Annotated in this window: 18 protein-coding genes; 9 read left to right on the forward strand and 9 right to left on the reverse strand. The window is 62.2% G+C overall.

Annotated elements, in window-relative coordinates; all coding sequences use genetic code 11:
• Positions 1-53 precede the first annotated feature (53 nt).
• The 3 genes from gmhB to glyQ are packed head-to-tail and all read right to left on the reverse strand — an operon-like array spanning position 54 to position 3,602.
• Positions 54-593, reverse strand: coding sequence for a D-glycero-beta-D-manno-heptose 1,7-bisphosphate 7-phosphatase (gmhB, locus tag AC27VU_RS02750; protein WP_177434763.1), 540 nt, complete (start codon positions 591-593; stop codon positions 54-56).
• Positions 594-597: 4 nt separating this feature from the next.
• Positions 598-2,652 (reverse strand): glycine--tRNA ligase subunit beta, encoded by a 2,055-nt coding sequence (gene glyS, locus AC27VU_RS02755; RefSeq protein WP_262142530.1) that lies wholly within the window; start codon positions 2,650-2,652, stop codon positions 598-600.
• Entirely contained in the window at positions 2,649-3,602 is a 954-nt protein-coding gene (glyQ, locus tag AC27VU_RS02760; RefSeq protein WP_003187265.1) for a glycine--tRNA ligase subunit alpha, read from the reverse strand. Before glyQ ends, glyS begins: the two co-directional genes overlap by 4 nt.
• 81 nt (positions 3,603-3,683) lie before the next feature.
• Between glyQ and AC27VU_RS02765 the strand changes: the two genes are divergently transcribed.
• The 3 genes from AC27VU_RS02765 to AC27VU_RS02775 all read left to right on the forward strand — a co-directional run bounded on the left by AC27VU_RS02765 (position 3,684) and on the right by AC27VU_RS02775 (position 5,519).
• Complete coding sequence (locus tag AC27VU_RS02765) at positions 3,684-4,241, forward strand: DNA-3-methyladenine glycosylase I (RefSeq protein ID WP_003220226.1); 558 nt, start codon at positions 3,684-3,686, stop codon at positions 4,239-4,241.
• Positions 4,242-4,281: 40 nt separating this feature from the next.
• Positions 4,282-5,169 (forward strand): lysophospholipid acyltransferase, encoded by an 888-nt coding sequence (locus AC27VU_RS02770; RefSeq protein WP_041073613.1) that lies wholly within the window; start codon positions 4,282-4,284, stop codon positions 5,167-5,169.
• A 110-nt stretch (positions 5,170-5,279) separates the two neighbouring features.
• Complete coding sequence (locus AC27VU_RS02775) at positions 5,280-5,519, forward strand: PilZ domain-containing protein (RefSeq protein WP_003220229.1); 240 nt, start codon at positions 5,280-5,282, stop codon at positions 5,517-5,519.
• A gap of 1 nt (position 5,520) precedes the next feature.
• On the opposite strand, the gene AC27VU_RS02780 is transcribed toward AC27VU_RS02775, so the two are convergent.
• The 5 genes from AC27VU_RS02780 to def all read right to left on the reverse strand — a co-directional run bounded on the left by AC27VU_RS02780 (position 5,521) and on the right by def (position 10,216).
• Positions 5,521-5,835: a tetratricopeptide repeat protein gene (locus AC27VU_RS02780; RefSeq protein WP_488723353.1), complete on the reverse strand. Its 315-nt coding sequence runs from the start codon at positions 5,833-5,835 to the stop codon at positions 5,521-5,523.
• Between the two features lie 151 nt (positions 5,836-5,986).
• Positions 5,987-7,363 (reverse strand): Trk system potassium transporter TrkA, encoded by a 1,377-nt coding sequence (gene trkA, locus AC27VU_RS02785; protein ID WP_003220233.1) that lies wholly within the window; start codon positions 7,361-7,363, stop codon positions 5,987-5,989.
• A 22-nt stretch (positions 7,364-7,385) separates the two neighbouring features.
• Positions 7,386-8,696 (reverse strand): 16S rRNA (cytosine(967)-C(5))-methyltransferase RsmB, encoded by a 1,311-nt coding sequence (rsmB, locus tag AC27VU_RS02790; RefSeq protein ID WP_488723354.1) that lies wholly within the window; start codon positions 8,694-8,696, stop codon positions 7,386-7,388.
• Positions 8,693-9,652 carry a methionyl-tRNA formyltransferase gene (fmt, locus tag AC27VU_RS02795; RefSeq protein WP_003220236.1) on the reverse strand — a complete coding sequence of 320 codons (960 nt, stop codon included), beginning with the start codon at positions 9,650-9,652 and terminating at the stop codon, positions 8,693-8,695. The genes rsmB and fmt overlap by 4 nt, the downstream gene beginning before the upstream one ends.
• A 57-nt stretch (positions 9,653-9,709) precedes the next feature.
• The gene (def, locus tag AC27VU_RS02800) at positions 9,710-10,216 is read right to left on the reverse strand and encodes a peptide deformylase (RefSeq protein ID WP_027610272.1); all 507 of its coding nucleotides are present in this window, start codon (positions 10,214-10,216) and stop codon (positions 9,710-9,712) included.
• A gap of 159 nt (positions 10,217-10,375) precedes the next feature.
• Here def and AC27VU_RS02805 point away from each other — a divergent pair, with 159 nt between their 5' ends.
• The 4 genes from AC27VU_RS02805 to AC27VU_RS02820 all read left to right on the forward strand — a co-directional run bounded on the left by AC27VU_RS02805 (position 10,376) and on the right by AC27VU_RS02820 (position 14,108).
• Positions 10,376-11,401 (forward strand): LysM peptidoglycan-binding domain-containing protein, encoded by a 1,026-nt coding sequence (locus AC27VU_RS02805; RefSeq protein WP_003220240.1) that lies wholly within the window; start codon positions 10,376-10,378, stop codon positions 11,399-11,401.
• Positions 11,402-11,483: 82 nt separating this feature from the next.
• On the forward strand, positions 11,484-12,581 hold the full coding sequence (gene dprA / locus AC27VU_RS02810; protein ID WP_488723355.1) for a DNA-processing protein DprA: 1,098 nt from the start codon (positions 11,484-11,486) through the stop codon (positions 12,579-12,581).
• A gap of 55 nt (positions 12,582-12,636) precedes the next feature.
• The gene (tsaC, locus tag AC27VU_RS02815) at positions 12,637-13,194 is read left to right on the forward strand and encodes an L-threonylcarbamoyladenylate synthase type 1 TsaC (RefSeq protein WP_003220243.1); all 558 of its coding nucleotides are present in this window, start codon (positions 12,637-12,639) and stop codon (positions 13,192-13,194) included.
• A 239-nt stretch (positions 13,195-13,433) separates the two neighbouring features.
• Positions 13,434-14,108 carry a hypothetical protein gene (locus AC27VU_RS02820; RefSeq protein ID WP_003220245.1) on the forward strand — a complete coding sequence of 225 codons (675 nt, stop codon included), beginning with the start codon at positions 13,434-13,436 and terminating at the stop codon, positions 14,106-14,108.
• Positions 14,109-14,173: 65 nt separating this feature from the next.
• Here the strand turns inward: AC27VU_RS02820 and AC27VU_RS02825 are convergent, their stop codons facing one another.
• On the reverse strand, positions 14,174-15,151 hold the full coding sequence (locus tag AC27VU_RS02825; RefSeq protein WP_488723356.1) for an NADPH:quinone reductase: 978 nt from the start codon (positions 15,149-15,151) through the stop codon (positions 14,174-14,176).
• Positions 15,152-15,315: 164 nt separating this feature from the next.
• On the opposite strand from AC27VU_RS02825, the gene hemF reads away from it, so the two are divergent.
• Both hemF and aroE read left to right on the forward strand, forming a co-directional pair.
• Positions 15,316-16,230: an oxygen-dependent coproporphyrinogen oxidase gene (gene hemF / locus AC27VU_RS02830; protein WP_003220249.1), complete on the forward strand. Its 915-nt coding sequence runs from the start codon at positions 15,316-15,318 to the stop codon at positions 16,228-16,230.
• Positions 16,231-16,239: 9 nt separating this feature from the next.
• Positions 16,240-17,061, forward strand: a complete 822-nt coding sequence (gene aroE, locus AC27VU_RS02835; protein ID WP_262142535.1) for a shikimate dehydrogenase — start codon at positions 16,240-16,242, stop codon at positions 17,059-17,061.
• Positions 17,062-17,113: the final 52 nt, after the last annotated feature.

Genomic DNA, 17,113 nt, shown 5'->3' on the forward strand with positions numbered 1-17,113 from the left:
GACTGTTCAAGCGCACTCCCGATCAATCCCTGGTCAGGAACTTCAGAAGCACTCTAGTTGTGGATAAGTTCTGCGGCAATCGCCGCCAGATCGTCAAAAATCAGGGTGCCGACCGGAAGGGTCTTGCCCAGAGTTTTTTCGCCTTTCCCGGTCTTTACCAAAACGGGCTGTGAATCGACGGCTTTGGCGGCCTCCAGGTCACCAAGGCTGTCGCCGACGAACCAGACATTCGTCAGCGCCACGTTGTAATGCTCGGCGATGGTTTTCAACATCCCCGGTTTCGGTTTGCGGCAATCGCAACCCTCATCCGGGCCATGCGGGCAGTACACGATCAGCCCGACTTCACCGCCCTGCTCCGCCACCAGCTCGCGCAGGCGCGCGTGCATGGCATCGAGGGTGGCGAGGTCGTAATAGCCGCGAGCAATGCCCGACTGGTTGGTGGCCACCGCCACCGTCCAGCCGGCCTTGCTCAACTGCGCAATCGCTGCGATCGAGCCGGGCAAAGGAATCCACTCCTCCACCGACTTGATATAAGCGTCGGAGTCGTAATTGATCACTCCGTCCCGATCGAGAATCAGCAGTTTCAACAGCAGTCCCTCAACCCAGCAGCGAAATGTCGGCAACCCCGAGGAACAGACCACGCAGGCGCGCCAGCAGCGCGTAGCGGTTGGCCCGGACCTTGGCGTCTTCGGCATTGACCATGACGGCGTCGAAGAACGCGTCTACCGGCTCACGCAATGCAGCCAGACGTGCCAGCGATTCGTTGTACTGACGCGCTGCGGCCATTGGCTGCACCGCCTGATCCGCTTGCTGGATCGCCGAGTACAGCGAGAACTCGTTGGCGTTGTCGAAGTATTTGGCTTCGACCACGGTCGGCACCGAGCCTTCAACCTTGCTCAACAGGTTCGATACACGCTTGTTCACTGCCGCCAGCGCTGCCGCTTCCGGCAGTTTGCGGAAGGCCTGAACCGCTTGCACACGCTGGTCGAAGTCCAGCGCCGAACCCGGCTTCAGCGCACGTACCGACAGGTAGGTGGCGACATCGACGCCTTCGTCTTCGTAACGCGCGCGCAGACGGTCGAAGATGAATTCCTGTACCGAGTCGGCCAGGCCGGCAGCCTTGACCTTGGCACCGAACGCATTCACGGCGAAGGCCACGGCGTCGTTCAGGTCCAGATCCAGCTGTTTCTCGATCAGGATACGCAGCACGCCGAGTGCCGCACGGCGCAGGGCATACGGGTCTTTGCTGCCGGTTGGCAGCATGCCGATACCGAAGATGCCGACCAGAGTGTCGAGCTTGTCGGCGATTGCGACGGCCGCACCGGTCAGGGTCGCCGGCAGTTCAGCACCGGCACCGCGTGGCATGTACTGCTCGTTCAGCGCCAGCGCGACGTCTTCCGGCTCGCCGTCATTGAGCGCGTAGTAGTAACCGGCGACACCTTGCATCTCCGGGAACTCGCCGACCATTTCGGTGGCCAGGTCGCACTTCGACAGCAAGCCGGCACGGGCCGCCCACGAAGCGTTGCCGCCGATACGTGCGGCGATGTACGCCGCCAGTTTCGACACGCGCTCGGCCTTGTCGTAGACGCTGCCGAGTTTTTCCTGGAACACCACGTTCTGCAGGCGCAGGTTGAAGTCTTCGAGTTTCTGCTTCTTGTCTTGCTTGAAGAAGAACTCGGCGTCGGTCAGGCGTGGGCGAACCACTTTCTCGTTACCGGCGATGATCTGCTGCGGATCCTTGCTTTCGATGTTGGCGACGGTGATGAACCGTGGCAGCAACTTGCCGTCGGCATCCAGCAGGCAGAAATACTTCTGGTTGTCCTGCATGGTGGTGATCAGTGCTTCCTGCGGCACGTCGAGGAAGCGTTCCTCGAACGAGCACACCAGCGGCACCGGCCATTCGACTAGCGCGGTCACTTCATCGAGCAGCGCCGGTGGCACGATCGCGGTGCCTTCCTGACGGGTTGCCAGTTCTTCGGTGCGCTTGCTGATGATCTCGCGACGCTCGTTGGCATCGGCCAGGACATAAGCGGCACGCAGGTCGGCCAGATAGCTCGACGGCGAACCGATGCGCACGCTTTCCGGGTGATGGAAACGGTGACCACGGGAGTCGCGGCCAGCCTTTTGCGCGAGGATGGTGCAGTCGATGACCTGGTCACCGAGCAGCATCACCAGCCACTGGGTCGGACGCACGAACTCTTCCTTGCGCGCACCCCAACGCATGCGTTTCGGGATCGGCAGGTCGTTCAGCGAATCTTCGACGATGGTCGGCAGCAGGCTCGCGGTCGGCTTGCCGGCGATGTTCTGGCTGTAGCGCAGTTTCGGACCGCTCTGGTCGATTTCGCTCAGCTCGACGCCGCACTTCTTGGCAAAGCCCAGGGCTGCCTGAGTCGGGTTGCCTTCAGCGTCGAACGCCGCCTGACGCGGCGGGCCGTCGAGGTTGATGCTGCGATCCGGTTGCTGGGTGGCCAGCGCCGTGATCAGCACGGCCAGACGACGCGGTGCGGCGTAGACGGTTTTGCTTTCGTAGCTCAGGCCGGCAGCTTGCAGGCCCTTGTCGATACCGGCGAGGAACGCTTCAGCCAGGGTGTTCAGGGCTTTGGGTGGCAGTTCTTCGGTGCCCAGTTCAACCAGAAAATCTTGAGCACTCATTGTGCAGCCTCCAGCTTGGCCAGTACTTCGTCACGCAGGTCCGGGGTCGCCATCGGGAAGCCGAGCTTGGCGCGGGCCAGCAGGTAGGCTTGCGCAACGGAACGCGCCAGGGTGCGTACGCGCAGGATGTATTGCTGACGCGCGGTCACCGAGATTGCCCGGCGTGCGTCCAGCAGGTTGAAGGTGTGCGAGGCCTTCAGGACCATTTCGTAGCTCGGCAACGGCAGCGGCTGGTCGAGTTCGATCAGGCGCTTGGCTTCGCTTTCATAGAAGTCGAACAGTTCGAACAGTTTGTCGACGTTGGCGTGTTCGAAGTTGTAGGTGGACTGTTCCACTTCGTTCTGGTGGAACACGTCGCCGTAGGTCACCTTGCCGAACGGACCGTCGGCCCAGACCAGGTCGTAGACCGAATCCACGCCCTGCAGGTACATGGCCAGACGCTCAAGACCGTAAGTGATCTCGCCGGTCACCGGGTAGCATTCGATGCCGCCGGCCTGCTGGAAGTAAGTGAACTGGGTCACTTCCATGCCGTTGAGCCAGACTTCCCAGCCCAGACCCCAGGCGCCGAGGGTCGGCGATTCCCAGTTGTCTTCGACGAAGCGGATGTCGTGGACCAACGGGTCCAGGCCGACATGCTTGAGCGAGCCCAGGTACAGTTCCTGGAAGTTGTCCGGGTTCGGCTTCAGGACGACCTGGAACTGGTAGTAGTGCTGCAGACGGTTCGGGTTTTCCCCGTAGCGGCCGTCAGTCGGACGGCGGCTTGGCTGCACGTACGCGGCGTTCCAGGTTTCCGGGCCGATGGCGCGCAGGAAGGTCGCGGTGTGGAAAGTGCCGGCGCCTACTTCCATATCGTAGGGCTGAAGTACCACACAACCTTGCTCGGCCCAGTATTGCTGGAGCGCGAGGATCAAGTCTTGGAAGGTACGCACGGCTGGCGTAGGCTGGCTCACGAAATTCACCTGTTTCTTGGGCTGCGATTTAAAGAGCGGGAGTATACCCGATTCAGTCGCACCTCCACCCCCTGGAGCCTTATGCCACGCTGCTTTTGGTGTACCGAAGATCCGCTGTACATGGCTTATCACGATCAGGAGTGGGGCACGCCGCTACGCGATGCGCAGGGTTTGTTCGAGTTGCTTTTACTCGAAGGGTTCCAGGCCGGCCTTTCCTGGATCACTGTGCTGCGCAAACGCGAGCGCTACCGCGAGGTGTTGTACGGCTTCGACGTGCAGCGCGTGGCGCAGATGAGCGACGCCGAAATCGCTGAGTTGATGCTTGATCCGGGGATCATCCGCAACCGCCTCAAACTCAATGCCGCCCGGCGCAACGCCCAGGCCTGGCTGGCGCTGGAAGATCCGGTGGCCTTCCTCTGGTCGTTTGTCGGTGACAAACCGGTCATCAATCATTTCAAGGATCGCAGCGAAGTCCCGGCCATCACCCCCGAAGCCGTGGCGATGAGCAAAGCCCTGAAAAAGGCCGGATTCACCTTCGTCGGCCCGACCATTTGCTATGCGCTGATGCAGGCCTCGGGCATGGTCATGGATCACACTCAGGACTGCGACCGCTACGCGCAGCTGGTCAACGGCGGTTAGAATGGCCGCCTCGCGCACAGCACAAAATCAGGAGTGACCTGTGGAAAAGTTTAAAGGCGCCTTGCTGGTAGGCGCTCTGCGGCTGTTTGCCCTGCTGCCATGGCGGGCCGTGCAGGCCGTGGGTTCGGCGATCGGCTGGATCATGTGGAAAACCCCCAACCGCTCCCGCGACGTGGTGCGGATCAACCTTTCCAAATGTTTTCCACAGATGGACCCGGCCGAGCGCGAGCGCCTGGTCGGCCAGAGCCTCAAAGACATCGGCAAGTCCCTGACCGAAAGCGCCTGCGCCTGGATCTGGCCGGCCCAGCGCTCCATCGATCTGGTGCGTGAAGTCGAAGGCCTCGACATCCTCAAGGAGGCGCTGGCCTCGGGCAAAGGCGTGGTCGGCATCACCAGCCACCTGGGCAACTGGGAAGTGCTCAACCACTTCTATTGCAGCCAGTGCAAACCGATCATTTTCTACCGTCCGCCGAAGCTCAAAGCGGTGGATGAGCTGCTGCGCAAACAACGCGTGCAACTGGGCAACAAAGTCGCCGCTTCCACCAAGGAAGGCATCCTCAGCGTCATCAAGGAAGTGCGCAAAGGTGGTGCAGTGGGCATTCCGGCTGACCCGGAACCGGCCGAATCCGCCGGGATCTTCGTGCCGTTCTTCGCCACCCAGGCGCTGACCAGCAAATTCGTGCCGAACATGCTCGCCGGCGGCAAAGCGGTCGGCGTGTTCCTGCATGCCCTGCGTCTGCCGGACGGTTCCGGCTACAAAGTGATCCTCGAAGCGGCGCCAGAAGCCATGTACAGCACCGATACCGAGGAATCCTGCGCGGCCATGAGCAAGGTGGTCGAGCGCTATGTCGCGGCATATCCGAGCCAGTACATGTGGAGCATGAAGCGTTTCAAAAAGCGGCCGCCGGGCGAAGCGCGCTGGTACTGAGCAAGTTGGCACACTCTGTGGATAACCTGTAGAAGCTGCCGCAGGCGGCGATCAGTTGATCCTGCTTCTGCGGCTTATCCACAGCCTCGTTCATTCAAGGGCGCATAAAGATGTCCGAACACTGCAAATCTTTCCGCATCAAGATCACCCACGACAGCTTCGGCGAATGCCTCGGGCAGACGCGCAATCTGTCCACTACGGGGGTCTACGTCCAGCATCCGCGCCTGGCTTCGCTGCCCAAGGGCGCTGTGGTTTACGGGCAAGTGCAGGGCTTGCCCACCGGCGCGCCACGGGTGCGAATGGAAGTGGTGACGGTGGATGCCGAGGGCATCGGCCTGCGCTATCTCTAGCTTATTGCGCCTGACGGTCGAGCTTCTTCAGAAACACCGCCATCTCCTTCTCGGCCTGCTTGTCGCCATGGGCGCGGGCGGCGTCCAGACCTTGTTCCCATGCCTGCCTTGCGGCGGCGTGATCGCCGAGTGCGAGTTGCGCCTTGCCCAATAGCTTCCACGCCGCCGAGTATTTCGGGTCGAAACCGACACAGCGCTGGAAATGTTCGGCGGCTTTGGCGTTCTCCCCCAAATCCAGATAACCCTTGCCGAGGCCGAAGCGCAGCAGTGAGTTATCCACACCCTTGGCGAGCATTTTTTCCAGGGATTCGAGCATGGGCAGAGTCCTTTTCTGTGGAGTGTCAGGTGTTGATCGGTGTCAGTTACACCGCTTTCGCGAGCAAGCCCGCTCCCACATTTGGAATGCGTTCCCCTGTAGGAGTGAGCCTGCTCGCGATGGGGCCAGTCTGATCACCCAGTAATCCGGATCAGAAGAAGCTGAGACCCACATGAAACAACTTCTCCACATCGCGGATATGCTTTTTATCCACAAGGAACAGAATCACATGGTCACCGGTTTCGATCACCGTATCGTCGTGGGCGATGATCACTTCTTCGTTGCGGATGATCGCGCCAATCGTGCTGCCCGGTGGCAGGCCGATTTTTTCGATCGGTCGGCCGATGACCTTGCTCGACTTCGCATCACCGTGGGCAATCGCCTCGATGGCTTCCGCCGCGCCCCGGCGCAGTGAGTGCACGCTGACGATATCGCCACGCCGTACGTGGGCCAGCAAGGTGCCGATGGTCGCCAGTTGCGGGCTGATGGCGATGTCGATATCGCCGCCCTGGATCAGGTCGACGTACGCCGGGTTGTTGATGATCGTCATCACCTTCTTCGCGCCCAGGCGTTTGGCCAGCAACGACGACATGATGTTGGCTTCGTCATCGTTGGTCAGCGCAAGGAAGATGTCGGCGTCGGCGATGTTCTCTTCCAGCAGCAGATCACGGTCCGACGCGCTGCCCTGCAGCACCACGGTGCTGTCGAGGGTATCCGAGAGGTAGCGGCAGCGTGCCGGGTTCATCTCGATGATCTTCACCTGATAACGGCTTTCGATGGCCTCGGCCAGACGCTCGCCGATCTGCCCGCCACCGGCAATCACGATGCGCTTGTAGGTTTCGTCGAGGCGGCGCATTTCGCTCATCACCGCGCGAATATTCTCACGGGCGGCGATGAAAAAGACTTCGTCATCGGCCTCGATCACCGTGTCGCCTTGCGGCAGGATCGGCCGGTCGCGACGGAAAATCGCCGCGACACGCGTCTCGACATTCGGCATGTGTTCGCGCAGCTGGCGCAGCTGTTGGCCCACCAGCGGCCCGCCGTAATAGGCGCGCACCGCCACCAGTTGCGCCTGGCCTTCGGCGAAGTCGATCACTTGCAGCGCGCCTGGATGCTGGATCAGGCGCTTGATGTAGTTGGTCACCACCTGCTCGGGGCTGATCAGCACGTCGACCGGAATCGCTTCGTTCTGGAACAGCTGTTCTTCGCGATTGAGGTAGGACGCTTCGCGCACCCGGGCGATTTTGGTCGGGGTGTGGAACAGCGTGTGGGCGACCTGGCAGGCGACCATGTTGGTCTCGTCGCTGTTGGTCACCGCCACCAGCATGTCGGCATCGTCGGCGCCGGCCTGGCGCAGCACCGAAGGCAGCGAGCCGCGGCCCTGAATGGTGCGGATGTCGAGGCGGTCGCCGAGGTCGCGCAGGCGCTCGCCGTCGGTGTCGACCACGGTGATGTCGTTGGCTTCGCTCGCCAGGTGTTCAGCCAGCGAACCGCCGACCTGCCCCGCACCGAGGATGATGATTTTCATCCAGTCACTCCATTGAATCCGTTTAGCCGCGCGCGGCAGCGATCTTGATCAGCTTGGCGTAGTAGAACCCGTCATGCCCGCCCTGCTGGGCCAGCAATTGGCGACCATGGGGCTGTTTGATCCCGGCCGTGGTGGCCAGATCCAGCTCGCGGGCACCGGGCGTGCGCTCAAGGAACGCGGCAATGACTTCGGTGTTCTCGGTGGGCAAGGTCGAGCAAGTGGCGTAGAGCAGGATGCCGCCGACTTCGAGGGTTTTCCACAGGGCGTCGAGGAGCTCGCCTTGCAGCAGCGCGAGGGCGGCGATATCGTCGGCCTGACGGGTCAGCTTGATGTCCGGATGGCGGCGGATCACGCCGGTGGCCGAGCATGGCGCGTCGAGCAGGATGCGCTGGAACGGTTTGCCGTCCCACCACGCGGCGGTATCGCGACCGTCGGCAGCGATCAGTTCGGCGCTCAGGCCCAGCCGTTCAAGGTTCTCCTTCACCCGCACCAGACGTTTGGCTTCCAGATCCACCGCCACCACGCCGGCCAGCGCCGGTTCGGCTTCAAGGATGTGGCAGGTCTTGCCGCCGGGGGCGCAGCAGGCGTCGAGCACTCGCTGGCCCGGGGCCAGATCGAGCAGATCGGCGGCCAGTTGCGCGGCTTCGTCCTGCACACTGATCCAGCCTTCGGCAAACCCCGGCAGGCTGCGCACATCGGCAGCGGCCTCAAGGACGATGCCGTCGCGGCTATAGACGCAGGGCGTGGCAACGATGCCGGCGTCGCTGAGCAAGCCGAGGTAGGCGTCGCGGCTGTGATGCCGGCGGTTGACCCGCAGGATCATCGGCGGGTGCGCGTTGTTCGCGGCGCAGATCGCTTCCCATTGCTCCGGCCAGAAGGCTTTCAGGGATTTTTGCAGCCAGCGCGGGTGGGCGGTGCGCACCACCGGATCGCGCTCCAGTTCGGTAAAAATCGTCTCGCTTTCGCGCTGGGCATTACGCAGCACGGCGTTGAGCAGACCCTTGGCCCACGGCTTTTTCAGCTTGTCGGCGCAACCGACGGTTTCGCCGATGGCCGCGTGCGGCGGCACGCGGGTGTAGAGCAGTTGATAGAGACCGACCAGCAGCAGCGCCTCGACATCGGCGTCGGCAGCCTTGAACGGCTTCTGCAGAAGTCTTTCTGCCAGCGCCGACAGCCGTGGCTGCCAGCGCGCGGTGCCGAACGCCAGATCCTGGGTGAAGCCGCGATCACGGTCTTCGACCTTGTCCAGTTGCGTCGGCAGGGAGCTGTTCAACGAAGCCTTGCCGCTGAGGACGGCAGCGAGTGCCTTGGCGGCAGCCAGACGCGGGTTCATTGCGCGTCCACCACGGCGCCGAGCACGGTACCGACGGCGAATTTCTCGCGACGGCTGTTGAACAGGTCGCTGAAGTTCAGCGCCTTGCCGCCGGGCAGTTGCAGACGGGTCAGGCACAACGCCTGCTCACCGCACGCGACGATCAGGCCGTCCTTGCTGGCGCTGAGGATTGCACCCGGCGCGCCTTTGCCGTCAGCCAGGGTCGCGGCCAGTACTTTCAGCGCTTCACCGTTGAGGGTGCTGTGGGTAATCGGCCATGGATTGAAGGCGCGTACCAGACGCTCCAGCTCAACCGCCGGACGGCTCCAGTCGAGGCGCGCTTCGTCCTTGTTCAGTTTGTGGGCGTAGGTGGCGAGTTCGTCGTTCTGCACTTCGCCTTCGAGGGTTCCGGCGGCCAGGCCGGCAATCGCCTGGACCACGGCGGGCGGGCCCATTTCGGCGAGACGGTCGTGCAGCGTGCCGCCCGTGTCGTCGGCGCTGATCGGGGTCACGACCTTGAGCAGCATCGGCCCGGTGTCGAGGCCGGCTTCCATGCGCATCACGGTCACGCCGCTTTCGGCATCACCGTGTTCCACGGCGCGCTGGATCGGCGCCGCACCGCGCCAGCGTGGCAGCAGGGAGGCGTGGCTGTTGATGCAGCCCAGACGCGGAATATCCAGCACCGCTTGCGGCAGGATCAGGCCGTAGGCGACCACCACCATCAAGTCCGGTTTCAGCGCGGCCAGCTCGGCTTGAGCGTCAGCGTTGCGCAGGGTCGGCGGCTGCAACACCTGGATATTATTTTCCAGGGCCAACTGTTTGACCGGGCTCGGCATCAGTTTTTGCCCGCGACCGGCCGGACGATCCGGTTGGGTGTAGACCGCAACGATCTCGTAAGGGCTGTTCAGCAGGGCCTTGAGGTGTTCGGCGGCAAATTCCGGGGTACCGGCAAAAACGATGCGCAGTGGCTCAGTCATGAAGGGCGTCTCATAAAAAGAAAAAGGCTTGCCGCAGCAAGCCTTTGAAGGAGGGCATCAAGCGTTCTGGCGATGCAGCTTTTCCAGTTTCTTCTTGATCCGGTCGCGTTTGAGCGTGGACAGGTAATCGACGAACAACTTGCCGTTGAGGTGGTCGCATTCGTGCTGGATGCACACCGCGAGCAGGCCTTCGGCGATCAGTTCGTAAGGCTGGCCGTCGCGGTCCAGCGCCTTGATCTTGACCTTCTGCGGGCGGTCGACGTTTTCGTAGAAACCCGGCACCGAGAGGCAGCCTTCCTGGTACTGATCCATCTCGTCGGTCAGCGATTCGAACTCGGGGTTGATGAACACCCGGGGTTCAGTGCGGTCTTCGGAAAGGTCCATCACGACGATACGTTTGTGCACGTTGACCTGGGTCGCGGCGAGGCCGATGCCCGGCGCTTCATACATTGTTTCAAACATGTCATCGACCAACTGACGCACTTCGTCGTCCACTACAGCCACAGGCTTGGCGATAGTACGCAGACGCGGGTCCGGGAATTCGAGGATGTTTAAAATGGCCATAGGCTGATTGCTGCACGTATTGAGTAAAGTCGGGTCGATGGCCTGGCAGGTCCGAAGATGCAGGCTACCGTTGTGAAGCGTAGCTAATGCAATTTGCAGTAGCGAGCCACGGGGGCTCTGACGGTTCACGCGAACGCACATGATAAAGGGATTCGCTGCATGAGGAAAACACTACTCGCCCTGCTGCTTCTGGTCTCGGCCGGCGTGGCGCAAGGGCAAGTGCAACTCAGGGATGGTTTTCCACAGCAATACACGGTGGTTTCGGGAGACACACTCTGGGACATTTCCGGCAAATACCTGCGCGAGCCCTGGCAATGGCCACAGCTGTGGCGGGCCAACCCGCAAATTGAAAACCCCAACCTGATCTATCCCGGCGACACGCTGACGCTGAGTTATGTCGATGGCCAGCCTCGACTGACCGTCAATCGCGGCGAGTCGCGCGGCACCATCAAACTGTCGCCACGCATCCGCACCAGCCCGGTGGCCGAGGCGATCCCGAGCATTCCGCTGAAATCGATCAACGCCTTTCTGCTGAGCAACCGCATCGTCGACAAGGTCGAGGACTTCGACAAGGCGCCGTACATTGTCGCCGGCGATGCCGAGCGGGTGCTTTCCGGCACCGGTGACCGGATTTATGCCCGTGGCCATTTCGACCCCAGTCAGCCGGTGTACGGCATCTTCCGCCAGGGCAAGGTCTACACCGACCCGCAGACCAAGGAGTTCCTGGGGATCAATGCCGATGACGTTGGCGGCGGCGAAATCGTTGCCACCGAAGGCGATGTCGCCACCCTCGCCCTGCAACGCACCACGCAGGAAGTGCGCCTCGGCGACCGTTTGTTCAGCGGCGAAGAGCGCTCGATCAATTCGACCTTCATGCCCAGCGCCCCGAGCACCAACATCAACGGCGTGATCATCGACGTGCCGCGCGGCGTCACGCAGATCGGCGTGATGGACGTGGTCACCCTGAACAAGGGCCAGCGCGACGGCCTGGTCGAAGGCAACGTTCTGGCAGTGATGAAAACCGGGGAAACCGTACGTGACCGGGTAACCGGCCAGCCGTTGAAAATCCCCGACGAACGCGCCGGTCTGCTGATGGTGTTCCGCACCTACGAAAAAATCAGTTATGGCCTGGTACTCAACGCATCGCGCTCGCTGGCGGTGCTCGACAAGGTACGAAATCCTTAGCTGGCTTCACAAGTTACCAACAGAGTTATCCACAGCTTGTTCCGAATGGTTCGGGACTAATAACGATCAAGGATGATCCACGATGCTGTCTGCCTGTACGCCGGTTTCCCCTGCGGAACTGGAAGCGCGTTTGCGCCTGCACCGCTTGCCGGAAATCGGTCCGAAACGCTTTGCCAAACTGCTTGAAGCCTTCGGCTCGGCTTCAAAAGCCCTGAGCGCGCCGGCCAGTGCCTGGCGTGCGCTGGGGTTGCCGGCTGCGTCAGCCGAGGCCCGGCGCAGCCCCGAAGTGCGCGACGGCGCGAGCCATGCATTGCGCTGGCTAGAGCGGCCCGGCCAGCACCTATTGCTGTTGGACCAGGCGGATTATCCGGCGCTGCTGGCGCAGATCCCTGACCCGCCACCGCTGTTGTTTGTTGCGGGCGACCCGCTGATTCTGGAAAAACCGCAACTGGCGATGGTCGGCAGTCGCAGTGCTTCACGCCCGGGAATGGACACCGCTGCAGCATTTTCCCGCAGCCTCGCCGGGGCCGGTTTTGTCATCACCAGTGGCTTGGCGCTGGGCATCGATGCAGCTGCCCATCAGGCGGCGCTGGACGTCGGCGGGCAAACCGTCGGCGTGCTCGGCACCGGCCTGGAAAAGTTTTATCCACAGCGCAATCGCCGACTGGCCGAAGCGATGATTGCCTCGGGTAGCGCGGTGCTTTCGGAGTTTCCACTGGACGCTGGTCCGACGGCGAGCAACTTCCCCAGACGCAACCGGATCATCAGCGGTTTGTCCCTCGGTGTGCTGGTGGTCGAAGCGAGTGTTGCCAGCGGTTCGCTGATCACTGCCAGGCTGGCGGCAGAGCAGGGCCGCGAGGTGTACGCGATTCCGGGCTCGATCCATCACCCTGGCGCACGCGGCTGTCACCAGTTGATCCGCGACGGTGCGGTGCTGGTCGAAACCATCGAACACATCCTCGAAGCCCTGCGCGGCTGGCAGCATGTGCCGTTATCCACAGAGACGCCGGATGCCGGGCACCCCTTGCTGCGCCTGCTGCACGCGGCGCCGCACACCAGCGAAGCGTTGGTCGACAGCAGCGGCTGGGCGTTGCCCAAAGTTCTCGCGGCACTCACCGAGCTGGAAATGGAAGGCCGGGCAGTGTGTGAAAACGGTCGCTGGCAGGCCAGGACACGCTAGGTTTTACAGGGAAGATCGGTAAACTGCGCAAAACCTGTTTGCGGAGAGTTTTTTCATGGTTAACAGTTGGCGTGTGCAGCAAGCCGCACGAGAGATTCGCGCCGGGGCGGTGATTGCCTATCCAACCGAAGCCGTCTGGGGGCTGGGTTGCGACCCGTGGAACGAAGAGGCAGTGGATCGTCTGCTGGCGATCAAGAACCGTTCGGTGGACAAGGGCCTGATCCTGGTCGCCGACAACATTCGCCAGTTCGACTTCCTGTTCGAAGACTTCCCGCAAGAGTGGCTCGACCGCATGGCCAGTACCTGGCCGGGGCCGAACACCTGGCTGGTGCCGCATCAAAACCTGCTGCCGGAGTGGGTGACGGGCGTGCATGACACGGTGGCGCTGCGAGTCAGCGATCATCCGCAGGTGCGGGATCTGTGCTCGATGGTCGGGCCGCTGATCTCCACCTCGGCCAACCCGCAGGGGCGGCCGGCGGCGCGCACGCGGTTGCGCGTCGAGCAGTATTTCCGTGGGCAGATCGACCTGATCCTTGGCGGACAACTGGGCGGGCGCAAGAACCCCAGCGTGATTCGCGATCTGGCAACCGGCAAGGTCATTCGTCCCGACTGATCCTGGCTCGAAAACCTTTACGTGAGTCCTCTTCGCCTTGATGGCGAGGAGGACTACGCGTACCTGCGATTTGTCCTGCAATGACGCCCGTTTCTGTGTCGGAAAAGTCGCCAAGTACCCGGATTCATTGAGTTTTCCCACCGGATTATCAGACTTTCTGGCGTGGCGGAATTGCCAAAAGCAACCATCCTTTCCCTGCACTCGAAATACTTCGATAAGTTAAGGTCTGCGGAGAAAGAATGGACACTACGAATTTGCAACTCACGGATTATCTGCAGGCGCTTCAGGTGACGTTAAAGAGTCACCATGAGGGTTGCCGTATCGTGATGCTTGAAGCGGGGGCGGATACTCAGGAGTTCGACCGGTTTGTCGATCGGCAATTTCGACTCCGGCTGCAGCATTACATGCTGACTTCACGGGCGCGGATGCTCGAAACCAGACTGGCGATAAAGTCGCGAAGTACCCACTTTCTGCTGTATCGGCACGATCAACTGTTGGCAGTATTGAGGGCGACTCCGGCGCCGTTCGAATGGGTATCGCTGGCGCAGCAACATGTTTCGCCCACGGTGGCGCTGTCGCGCCATGTCGAATTCAGCCGCTTGATCTCGTACACGCCCAATCAACTGCCCATTGCGATCAACGGTCTGTTGGCGGCCGCTACCGAGTGGGCGATAAAACGCGGCTATCAGGGGGTGACCGCGTTGTGCAGATCGCAACAATTGCGCTTTTATCAGCGTTTCGGCCTGATGCCGATCGCCTCCAATGCGCTGCATATCGACCAGCGCGCACGCGGCGATTATTGGGTGTTGTCAGCCGAGTGGCGACAAATCCTCGCGGCGGTTCAACAGCCCGATCACGCGACGGTTGGCCACCTGGTGCAAAAACCGTTGGAGTGTCCTCTGCCGAGGTGCTGAACGCGCTCGAACTATCTTGCCAGCCATGGGGTTGCAACCCTGGCTGGCAAGATGCCGAAGGTTGATCAGGGCAGCAGGATGGTCGAGCCGGTGGTGCGCCGCGCCGACAGTTCGGTCTGCGCCTTTGCCGCGTCAGCCAGTGGATAACGCTGGCTGATGTCCACCTTGATCTTGCCGCTGATGATCATCTCGAACAACTCGTCGGCCATGCGCTGCAGGTTCTCGGCGTTGTTGGCGTAGGTCGCCAGGGTCGGCCGGGTCACGTACAGCGAGCCCTTGGCCGAAAGAATCCCCAGGTTCACCCCGTCCACCGCACCGGAGGCATTGCCGAAACTCACCACCAGCCCGCGCGGCGAGACGCTGTCGAGCGAGGTCAGCCAGGTGTCCTTGCCGACGCCGTCGTACACCACCGGGACTTTCTTGCCGTCGGTCAGCTCCAGCACCCGCTCTGCCACGTTTTCGTGACTGTAATCGATGGTTGCCCAGGCGCCGTTGGCCTTGGCCAGTTCGGCTTTTTCCTTCGAGCTGACCGTGCCGATCAGTTTCACGCCCAGTGCCTTGGCCCATTGGCAGGCCAGCGAACCGACACCCCCCGCAGCGGCGTGGAACAGAATGGTTTCGCCACCCTTGAGTTCATAGGTCTGGCGCAGCAGGTACTGCACGGTCAGGCCCTTGAGCATGACCCCGGCGGCGGTTTCGAAGCTGATCTCGTCCGGCAGTTTCACCAGGTTGGCCTCGGGCAGCACGTGCAACTCGCTGTAGGCACCCAATGGGCCGCTGCCGTACGCCACGCGATCACCGACCTTGAACCGGGTGACTTCACTGCCCACGGCATCGACGATACCCGCGCCTTCAGCGCCCAGACCCGATGGCAGCGCCGGTGGCGCATAGAGACCGCTGCGGAAATAGGTGTCGATGAAGTTCAGGCCAATGGCTTTGTTGGCCACTCGCACCTGTTGCGGGCCGGGGGCGGCGGGCTGGTAATCGACATACTCGAGTACTTCGGGTCCGCCGTGGGCGCGGAACTGGATACGCTTTGCCATCTGCCTACTCCTTGGGTCGTTTTGCGAGGCCCCTATCCAACTCCCCTGCTTGATCTTCGTCAACTGCGGCGCTCGGGTCTGCGGTGTTATGCTACGCGCCCATTTGCGCCGCCCCCTGCCTGCGGGGCGCCCGCGTAGTGATGCCCCTGATTCAAGGTGAAGCCATGACGACCCGCACCGACGCCGTAAAGGCCTATCTGCTCGACCTGCAAGACCGCATCTGCGCCGCGCTGGAAACCGAAGACGGCGGCACGCGCTTCGTCGAAGACGCCTGGACCCGGCCTGCCGGCGGTGGCGGTCGTACTCGCGTGATCGAGAACGGTACGGTGATCGAAAAGGGCGGCGTCAACTTTTCCCACGTGTTCGGCAGCGGCCTGCCACCGTCGGCCAGCGCCCACCGTCCGGAACTGGCCGGTCGCGGTTTCGAAGCCCTCGGCGTGTCGCTGGTGATCCATCCGCACAACCCGCATGTGCCGACGTCCCACGCCAACGTGCGCTTTTTCATCGCCGAGAAAGAAGGTGAAGAGCCGGTCTGGTGGTTCGGCGGTGGCTTCGACCTGACTCCGTATTACGGCAACGAAGAAGACTGCATCCACTGGCACCGCGTCGCCGAACAGGCCTGCGCGCCGTTCGGTGCGGACGTCTACCCGCGCTACAAGGCGTGGTGCGACACCTATTTCCACATCAAGCATCGCCACGAACCGCGCGGCATCGGCGGCCTGTTTTTCGATGACCTGAACGAGTGGGACTTCGACACCAGTTTCGCCTTCATGCGCGCCATCGGTGACGCTTACATCGATGCGTACCTGCCCATCGTGCAACGCCGCAAGAACGATGCGTTCACCGCGAAACAGCGTGAATTCCAGGAATTCCGCCGTGGCCGCTACGTCGAGTTCAACCTGGTCTACGACCGTGGCACGCTGTTCGGTCTGCAATCGGGCGGGCGTACCGAGTCGATCCTCATGTCGCTGCCGCCGCAAGTGCGCTGGGCCTATGACTTCAAGGCCGAGCCCGGCAGTGAAGAAGCGCGCCTGACCGACTACTTCCTGCAAGACCGCGACTGGCTGGCCGAGGCCTGAGGACTGCTGATGGATCGTTACGTCGTTTTCGGTAACCCGATCGGCCACAGCAAGTCGCCGATGATTCACAAACTGTTCGCCGAGCAGACCGGCCAGCGCCTTGACTACAGCACCCTGCTGGCGCCACTCGACGACTTTACTGGCTGCGCCATGGCGTTTTTCCAGGACGGTCGCGGCGCCAACGTCACTGTGCCGTTCAAGGAAGAAGCCTTTCGCCTGGCGAACAGCCTGACCGCCCGTGCGCAACGCGCTGGTGCGGTGAACACCCTGAGCAAACTGGCCGACGGCTCGTTGCTCGGTGACAACACCGACGGCGCCGGACTGGTGCGCGACCTGACGGTGAATGCCGGGTTCAGCCTGACCGGCAAGCGCATCCTGCTGCTCGGCGCTGGCGGCGCGGTGCGTGGCGCGCTGGAGCCGTTGCTGGCCGAGAAGCCGGCATCGGTGATCATCGCCAATCGCACGGTGGACAAGGCCGAGCTGCTGGCAGAGTTGTTCGGTGACCTGGGGCCGGTGTCGGCCAGTGGTTTCGACTGGTTGCAGGAGCCGGTGGACGTGATCATCAACGCCACCTCCGCCAGTCTGACCGGCGATGTACCGCCGATTGCGCCGAGCCTGATCGAACCGGGCCAGACCCTGTGCTACGACATGATGTACGGCAAGGAACCGACCGCGTTCTGCCGCTGGGCCAGCGAGCATGGCGCGGCGGTGTCGATGGATGGTCTGGGGATGCTGGCTGAACAGGCTGCCGAGGCATTTTTCCTGTGGCGCGGGGTGCGTCCGGATACGGCGCCGGTGCTCGCCGAACTACGCCGCCAGTTGGCCCTTTAAAAGCTTCGCGAGCAAGCCCGCTCCCACATTGGAATGCGATCAAATGTGGGAG

Source organism: Pseudomonas sp. 14P5.3.2, from assembly GCF_057799175.1.

Excerpts from the sequence above, each read along its gene's own strand:
- dprA (WP_488723355.1), top strand. The coding sequence starts at position 11,484 with ATGCTGTCTGCCTGTACGCCGGTTTCCCCTGCGGAACTGGAAGCGCGT.
- trkA (WP_003220233.1), bottom strand. The coding sequence starts at position 7,363 with ATGAAAATCATCATCCTCGGTGCGGGGCAGGTCGGCGGTTCGCTGGCT.
- aroE (WP_262142535.1), top strand. The coding sequence starts at position 16,240 with ATGGATCGTTACGTCGTTTTCGGTAACCCGATCGGCCACAGCAAGTCG.
- rsmB (WP_488723354.1), bottom strand. The coding sequence starts at position 8,696 with ATGAACCCGCGTCTGGCTGCCGCCAAGGCACTCGCTGCCGTCCTCAGC.
- AC27VU_RS02825 (WP_488723356.1), bottom strand. The coding sequence starts at position 15,151 with ATGGCAAAGCGTATCCAGTTCCGCGCCCACGGCGGACCCGAAGTACTC.
- AC27VU_RS02765 (WP_003220226.1), top strand. The coding sequence starts at position 3,684 with ATGCCACGCTGCTTTTGGTGTACCGAAGATCCGCTGTACATGGCTTAT.
- def (WP_027610272.1), bottom strand. The coding sequence starts at position 10,216 with ATGGCCATTTTAAACATCCTCGAATTCCCGGACCCGCGTCTGCGTACT.
- AC27VU_RS02775 (WP_003220229.1), top strand. The coding sequence starts at position 5,280 with ATGTCCGAACACTGCAAATCTTTCCGCATCAAGATCACCCACGACAGC.
- tsaC (WP_003220243.1), top strand. The coding sequence starts at position 12,637 with ATGGTTAACAGTTGGCGTGTGCAGCAAGCCGCACGAGAGATTCGCGCC.
- AC27VU_RS02780 (WP_488723353.1), bottom strand. The coding sequence starts at position 5,835 with ATGCTCGAATCCCTGGAAAAAATGCTCGCCAAGGGTGTGGATAACTCA.
- glyS (WP_262142530.1), bottom strand. The coding sequence starts at position 2,652 with ATGAGTGCTCAAGATTTTCTGGTTGAACTGGGCACCGAAGAACTGCCA.
- fmt (WP_003220236.1), bottom strand. The coding sequence starts at position 9,652 with ATGACTGAGCCACTGCGCATCGTTTTTGCCGGTACCCCGGAATTTGCC.
- hemF (WP_003220249.1), top strand. The coding sequence starts at position 15,316 with ATGACGACCCGCACCGACGCCGTAAAGGCCTATCTGCTCGACCTGCAA.
- AC27VU_RS02820 (WP_003220245.1), top strand. The coding sequence starts at position 13,434 with ATGGACACTACGAATTTGCAACTCACGGATTATCTGCAGGCGCTTCAG.
- AC27VU_RS02805 (WP_003220240.1), top strand. The coding sequence starts at position 10,376 with ATGAGGAAAACACTACTCGCCCTGCTGCTTCTGGTCTCGGCCGGCGTG.